The sequence below is a fragment of the Azonexus sp. genome (assembly GCF_036170495.1).
In the GTDB taxonomy this organism is placed as follows: domain Bacteria; phylum Pseudomonadota; class Gammaproteobacteria; order Burkholderiales; family Rhodocyclaceae; genus Azonexus.
Genome location: NZ_JAVHPH010000454.1, coordinates 1 through 6,940, shown reverse-complemented (window position 1 = coordinate 6,940; position 6,940 = coordinate 1). Strand labels below are relative to the sequence as shown.

The window sequence follows — 6,940 nt, the reverse complement described above, 5'->3', positions numbered from 1 at the left end:
GGTCTCGTCGTCTGTACATGTCTGCCCCGGCCATCCTGATTTGGTGCCGCCTGAGTTGTCGGAGCGCCGATCCGATGACCACCAGAATCGGTGACGGCTTTCGAAGCTACGGAAAATGCGGCTTTTTTTAGAGTATCACCACTTCCCACAGCTCCGTCAAACCCACATTGAATACTATTTTTTTCTCGGACGCGGGTGCCGTTGCACGCCAGAACGCGGCACCGGCCCAGCCCGCCTGATCGTCGCGGGGGATACTGCGGCGGTGCCGCCCGTACCTGCCGGTTGCCAGGCTGGAATCAATTGCTTTTTGCCATTGCCGATCAGGTCGGCCCGCCCCATTTCCTTGAGCGCTTCGCGCAACAGTGGCCAGTTCGCCGGATCGTGGTAGCGCAGAAAGGCTTTGTGCAACTTGCGCTGGCGACCATTGCGCACGGTGTTTACATGCTCGCTGCTGCGCGTCACCTTACGCAGCGGGTTACGCTCGCTGTGATACATCGTCGTCGCCATCGCCATCGGCGTCGGGATGAAGGTCTGCACCTGGTCGAGGCGGAAGTTGTTCTTTTTCAGCCACAGCGCCAGATTGAGCATGTCCTCGTCTTCCGTGCCCGGGTGGGCGGCGATGAAGTACGGGATCAGGTACTGCTCCTTGCCGGCCTCGCGGGAGAAACGGTCAAACAGCTGCTTGAAGCGGTCGTAGGAACCGATACCCGGTTTCATCATTTTGGAGAGCGGGCGCTCCTCGGTGTGTTCGGGAGCGATTTTCAGATAGCCGCCGACGTGGTGGGTGACCAGTTCCTTGATGTATTCCGGTGAGCGCACGGCCAGGTCGTAGCGCAGGCCGGAGCCAATCAGCACCTTCTTGACGCCCTTCAGCGAACGGGCCTTGCGATACAGCGAGATGAGCTTGCTGTGATCGGTGTTCATATTCTCGCAGATGTCAGGATAGACGCAGGATAGCCGGCGGCAGGCTGTCTCGATTTTCTCGTCCTTGCATTTGAGATGGAACATGTTGGCGGTCGGTCCGCCGAGGTCGGAGACGACGCCGGTGAAGCCCGGCGTCTTGTCGCGCATTTCCTCGATTTCGCGGATCACGGAATCTTCGGAACGGCTTTGGATGATGCGGCCTTCATGTTCGGTGATCGAACAGAAGGTACAGCCGCCGAAACAGCCGCGCATGATGTTGACCGAGAAACGAATCATTTCCCAGGCCGGAATCTTGGCCTCGCCGTAGCTCGGGTGCGGCCGACGGGCGTAGGGCAATTCGTACACCTGATCGAGCTCTTCGGTGGTTAGCGGCGTCGGCGGCGGATTGAGCCAGACATCGCGTTCGCCATGCCCCTGAACCAGCGCCCGGGCATTGCCGGGGTTGGATTCAAGGTGGAAGGTACGCGAAGCATGGGCGTAGAGCACCGGATCATCCTTGACCTGTTCGTAGGACGGCAGGCGGATAACCGTATGGGCGCGTCGATCCTGGCGCGCTGCCAGCCGCTCGGTGCGCGAAACGATGCGGACCGGGTAAGCATTGATGCCCACGGTCAACGGGAAATTTTGCTCATTTTTCAAGTCGCCTTCCATGGCATAAGGGTCGGCGTGCTTGATCAGCGGCCCCGGCGTATCGACTGAAGACGAATCCACCGCCTCCCATTCCGCCGAAGGTAGCCAGCCGCGCGGCACCATGAAGGCCGTACCGCGTAGATCGCGGATTTCGCTGATCTTCTCGCCCTTGGCGACACGATGCGCCAGTTCGACAATGGCCCGCTCGGCATTGCCGAAGAACAGCATGTCAGCCTTGGAGTCAGGCAGCACCGAGCGGCGCACCTTGTCCGACCAGTAATCGAAATGCGCGATACGCCGGAGGCTGGCCTCGATCGAACCGATAATCACGTTACACCCCGGGAAAGCCTCGCGGCAACGCTGGGCGTAGACCGTCACGGCATGATCCGGTCGCTTGTTCGGCTCACCGTTGGGGGTGTACGCATCGTCAGAGCGGATCTTGCGGTCGGCCGTATAGCGATTGACCATCGAATCCATGTTGCCGGCCGTGACGCCGAAGAACAGATTCGGTTTTCCCAGTTTTTTGAAGTCGACCGCAGCATTCCAGTCCGGCTGGCAAAGGATGCCGACGCGGAAACCCTGCGCTTCGAGCAAACGCCCGATCAAGGCCATGCCGAAGCTCGGATGGTCGATGTAGGCATCGCCGGTGACGAGAATGATGTCGCAGGAATCCCAGCCCAGGGATTCCATCTCGGCGCGCGACATGGGCAGGAAGGGAGCCGGCCCGAAACGGTGGGCCCAAAATTTGCGATAACCGAAGAGCGGGCGGGTGTTTTGCTGATTTGAATCCATGCAATATTTTACCTGAGAGCGCCAGGGGCCATGGCATACTTGCCCTTTATCCAAGAGCCTCCCCCTACGCGATGATGAATCTTCCCACCCGCGAACAGGCCGGTGTCCTGATCGTTTCCGTCAGCGGACGCATAGACCACACAACCAGCGAAGAGTTCACAAAAGCGCTCGACCCCCTGCTTGATCGTTGTGCCCAGGGCCACCCTTCCGTCCTCCTCGACTTTTCCGGGGTCGATTACATCAGCAGCGCCGGCTTACGTGTCCTGATGATGGCCTCGCGTCGCGCCAAGGCGCAAAAAGGCGTGTTTGCGATTGCCGCCCTGCAGCCCATGGTTCAGGAAGTATTCGCCATCAGCCGCTTCAACCTGATCGTGCCGTGCTATGTGAGCGTCGAAACCGCCGGCAAGGTTCTCGGCTCATGAATCAGGTCGTTTTCTGGGGAACCCGCGGTTCGCTGCCGGTTTCGCTGTCGCATCGCGATGTCCGGGAAAAAATTGTCGCCGCCCTGAGCGCTGCCAACGGTAAGACCTTCAAGACCCGCACGGTCCTCGACGAATTTGTCGACAAACTACCCTTTTCGGTGGCCGGCACCTTTGGTGGCAATTCATCGTGCGTCGAGATCGTTGGCGACAGCAACGACCATTTCATTTGCGACATGGGCAGCGGCGCCCGGCCGCTTGGTCAGGCAAAAATCGCCCGCTTCGGCATCCCCGATCCGCAGACTTACCATATTTTCATTTCCCATCTGCACTGGGATCACCTCATGGGTTTCCCGTATTTCGCGCCCATGTACATTCCGGGCAACCGCATCGTCGTCCACGGTTGCCATGCGAATCTCGAACAGGCCGTCCGCCTGCAGATGCAGTCGCCCAACTTCCCGGTCGATTACGCCATGGCCGGCGCAAAGATCGAATTCGACATCATGCAACCCGATGAGACGCGTTATATCTCCGGCCTCAACGTGACGCCCAAGCGCCAGATGCACGCCGGCGACTCTTACGGCTATCGCTTTGAAAGTCTCGATCGCACCGTCGTCTATTCGACCGACTCCGAGCACAAGCTGGAAAACCCGGACGAGCACGCCGCGTTCACTCACTTTTTCCGCAAGGCCGACCTCGTCATTTTCGACGCCATGTACTCGCTGGCCGAGGCCGTTTCGGTCAAGGCCGACTGGGGGCATTCGAGCAACATCGTCGGCGTCGAACTCTGTCAGGCAGCCGCCGCCAAGCGACTGGTCCTGTTCCACCACGAGCCGGTCCACGATGACAAGCAGCTTTCCCGCCTAGTCGCCGAAACGCGGCGGCTCGAGCAGATCACCCGGGGCAGCCGGGCGCCGCTCGAGATCGTTTCCGCCTACGACGGCCTGACTATCGACCTGTGAGGCGCCTGGCCAGACCGCTCCTTGCGGCGATCGAGGTCGGACATGGCCGGATTTTTCCCCTGCTGTTGCTGATTATTGGGGCTTTGGCACTCAACGGCATCGAGCGCACGCCGCTACTCAACGTTCGTGACGCCCTGTTCGATCAATATCAGCGGCAGATGCCGCGAGTGCGCACCAGCGAACCGGTCATCGTCGTCGGCATCGACAGCCAGAGCCTGGTGAAACATGGCCAGTGGCCGTGGTCACGCGACCTGATCGCCCAACTGGTGAACAAAATTCAAACCGGCAAGCCGCTGGTACTGGGCATTGATATTGTCTTTGCCGAGCGCGACCGTTACAGCCCGGATGTCCTCTCGGCACGGATGCCCGGCTTATCCCCTGAAGTCCTGGCTACGCTGCCCGATCCGGACCGGGAACTGGCCAGCGCCCTGAGCGCTCATCCGACTGCACTCGCCGTTGTCGGCCTGAGCAAGGCCCTGCCCGGCTCGACACAACCCGCCCGACCGCTACCGGAATTCAATCCGGGCACCGGCCTCGACCTGCATCTGCCCCAATATGCGGGGGCGCTGGCCAGTCGTCCGCTGATCGAAAAATCAGCGGCCGGCGAAGGCCTGATCAACGCCAGCCCCGGCGCACTGCAGGCGAACAGCGAACGGGGCGTGCTGCGCCGAGTGCCAACGATAGCCACCATCAACCAGTTGCCCTTTCTGTCGCTGCCCCTCGAAATGGTCCGTCTGGCGCTCGGCGGCGGCGCTGTCGTTCCGGAAAGCGGCGGACAGGGCATGACGGCGATCCGCCTCGGCGACTACCGTCTGCCAACGCAGCCAAACGGCGAAGTGCTGCTCCATTTCGGGCGCGCCAACGCCAACTACTATCTATCGGCCGCCGATGTACTGGCTGGCGTGCATCCCCCGGAAATCTTCGACGACCGTTTCGTCATCATCGGTTTCAACAGCACCGGGCTGCAGGACCGGATCATCACGCCGCTCGGCGAAAGCCTGCCCGGCATTGATATCCACGCCCAGGTCATCGAAAGCCTGCTCAGCGGCGAGGCCTTGCAACGGCCGCCCTGGATGTCGCTCCTAGAAACCGCCACCCTGCTGCTCGGTGGCCTGCTCCTCATCGCGACGATTCCGGTGCTCCGACCACGCTATGCCGTGATCAGCTTCACCGTCTGGGGCCTGCTGCTGATTGCCGCTGGCTATCTCGCCTTTTTCGTCGGACGCTGGTTGTTCGATGGGGTGTCGCAGATACTGCTGCTCGCGCCGATGTTTATTCTGCTCCTCGGCAATACGCTGGTCGCCGCCGACAGCCGGCGGCACGAAGCGGAATCGCAACTCCAGCGCAGCCGCGAAGAGGCAGCCAGGATGGCCGGTGAGATCGACGCCGCCCGGCGCATCCAGATGGGACTGTTGCCCGACCCGGCCAAGCTATTTGCCGATGAACGGCGGTTTTCCCTCGCCGCCCTCCTTGAGCCGGCTCAGGCCGTAGGTGGCGATTATTTCGACTGTTTCCTGCTTGATGAACAGCGACTCTGCCTGGCCATCGGCGATGTTTCCGGCAAGGGCGTGCCGGCCAGCCTGTTCATGGCCATCTCGAAAACACTGACCGGTACGCTGACGCGCCGCCAGGCCGATCTTGACCTGGCCGTCCGCGAGCTTGAATGCGAGCTGAGTCGAGAAAATGCCGAATACCTCTTCGTCACGGCCTTCATCGCCGTGCTGGATGTCGCCTCAGGTCGCATGGAGTACGTTTGCGCCGGCCACGATGCGCCCATCCTGCAGCGCGCCGGCCAGTTGTCGCGGATCGATACGACAACGGCCGGCCCACCGCTTTGTGCCATCGGCGACTACCCGTACGTGGCTGGCGAACTCCTGTTGCAACCGGGCGACCGGATCTGCCTGTTTACCGATGGCGTCACCGAAGCAAGCAGCGCTGACGGCATGTTTGGCATCGGGCGTTTGCAATCGGTGATTCAGGATCACGCCCGGGCCGAGCTGCCAATCGTCGTTACTGCGCTACGCGATGCCGTGCGGACCTTCGAGGCAGGTCATCCAGCAGCCGATGACCTGACCTTGTTATTGCTACAGTGGCACGGCCAAATCAGCGAACACTGATTTCAACCCGCCGGTTTTTCGGCTCGTCGACTTCGTCGTCGGTCGGCACCAGCGGATCGCGCTCACCGCGACCGACCGCTTCCAGCTTGTCGGCCGGCACGCCCGATTCAATCAGCAAATCACGCAGGCCTTCGGCCCGGGTTTTCGACAAACGGTCGTTCCCGTCGACGTTGCCAACGCGGTCGGTATGGCCGATGACCATGACTTCGGAAGCCGGACGTTCGGCGATTTCCTGGCGGATAGTGGCCAGCGCCGCCTGCGATTCGGGCGTCAGGACATTGCCGCCGGCTTCGAAGTAGAGCACATAGCTGCTCGGCCGTAGCGGTTGTGCGGCCAAGGTCAGGGCGAAGCGCTCCTTGACCTCTTCTGGCGACGATTGATAGACCTTGTTGGCATCGAGACTGCGCTTGGCCGCCGCATAGGGTTTGTCGAGCACGATCTCGCCACGGGTGTCGCGGATAACAACGGCGCTGGCCCGGCCATCGGCCGACGGGAGCAGGACGACGCGTTCGCTGGCACAGCCGGCCAGCACCAGGAGTGCAGCCAAGGCCACGGAAACAGTCGGCTTATTCATCGCGACCACCTTCTACCTCGATGACGAACTCGGTGCCGCGCACGCCGAGAACCGAGGTCGGCGTGTGGAAATCAACCGATTCCGGCGTCCGCTTGGCGATCTTGCCCGAGGCGACGGAGAGCGTTCCCTTGCGGATGCGGATCGACATGTTGCCGTCCTGCGTGGCGTTATCGAAGGCGAACTTGTCGATGACGATCAGTGAATTCGGGCCGGCCGACAACAGGGTGTTATCGCGCAGTGTGACGCCGACCGAACCATCGGCGCCGGTGCGCACGCGGTCGGCGACATCAATCTGACTACCCACCGTGGCCGGCAGTTTCTTGCCGTCGCGTTCGATGCTGACCTGCCCCTTGGCGACCTTGACCCTGCCGGCCGGGTCAGCAGCACAGGCAGGCGAGCCAGGGAACAGGGCGAGCAGCGCACAAAGCGCAGCCCAATGTGCTTTAATCATGGCGAAAACCTTGATGATTCGATGACTGCACATTTTACGGACATTTCCGTCAGCGCGCGCTATGCCGAGCT

At 61.4% G+C, this 6,940-nt stretch carries 6 protein-coding genes; 3 read left to right on the top strand and 3 right to left on the bottom strand.

What is annotated here, in order from left to right; all coding sequences use genetic code 11:
• Positions 1–174: 174 nt before the first annotated feature.
• Positions 175–2,346 carry a YgiQ family radical SAM protein gene (locus ADADOO_RS16335; RefSeq protein WP_511278570.1) on the bottom strand — a complete coding sequence of 724 codons (2,172 nt, stop codon included), beginning with the start codon at positions 2,344–2,346 and terminating at the stop codon, positions 175–177.
• Between the two features lie 74 nt (positions 2,347–2,420).
• On the opposite strand from ADADOO_RS16335, the gene ADADOO_RS16330 reads away from it, so the two are divergent.
• Genes ADADOO_RS16330 through ADADOO_RS16320 form a run of 3 tightly spaced genes read left to right on the top strand, consistent with a single transcriptional unit; the run spans position 2,421 to position 5,844 of the window.
• Complete coding sequence (locus tag ADADOO_RS16330; protein ID WP_511278569.1) at positions 2,421–2,768, top strand: STAS domain-containing protein; 348 nt, start codon at positions 2,421–2,423, stop codon at positions 2,766–2,768.
• On the top strand, positions 2,765–3,727 hold the full coding sequence (locus ADADOO_RS16325; protein WP_511278568.1) for an MBL fold metallo-hydrolase: 963 nt from the start codon (positions 2,765–2,767) through the stop codon (positions 3,725–3,727). Before ADADOO_RS16330 ends, ADADOO_RS16325 begins: the two co-directional genes overlap by 4 nt.
• Positions 3,724–5,844: a CHASE2 domain-containing protein gene (locus tag ADADOO_RS16320; protein ID WP_511278567.1), complete on the top strand. Its 2,121-nt coding sequence runs from the start codon at positions 3,724–3,726 to the stop codon at positions 5,842–5,844. The genes ADADOO_RS16325 and ADADOO_RS16320 overlap by 4 nt, the downstream gene beginning before the upstream one ends.
• Here the strand turns inward: ADADOO_RS16320 and ADADOO_RS16315 are convergent.
• The gene (locus tag ADADOO_RS16315) at positions 5,831–6,418 is read right to left on the bottom strand and encodes an OmpA family protein (RefSeq protein ID WP_511278566.1); all 588 of its coding nucleotides are present in this window, start codon (positions 6,416–6,418) and stop codon (positions 5,831–5,833) included. The genes ADADOO_RS16320 and ADADOO_RS16315 overlap by 14 nt on opposite strands.
• A complete protein-coding gene (locus ADADOO_RS16310; protein WP_511278565.1) occupies positions 6,411–6,869 on the bottom strand; it encodes a FecR family protein in 459 nt (152 codons plus the stop codon). The genes ADADOO_RS16315 and ADADOO_RS16310 overlap by 8 nt, the downstream gene beginning before the upstream one ends.
• Between the last annotated feature and the right edge of the window lie 71 nt (positions 6,870–6,940).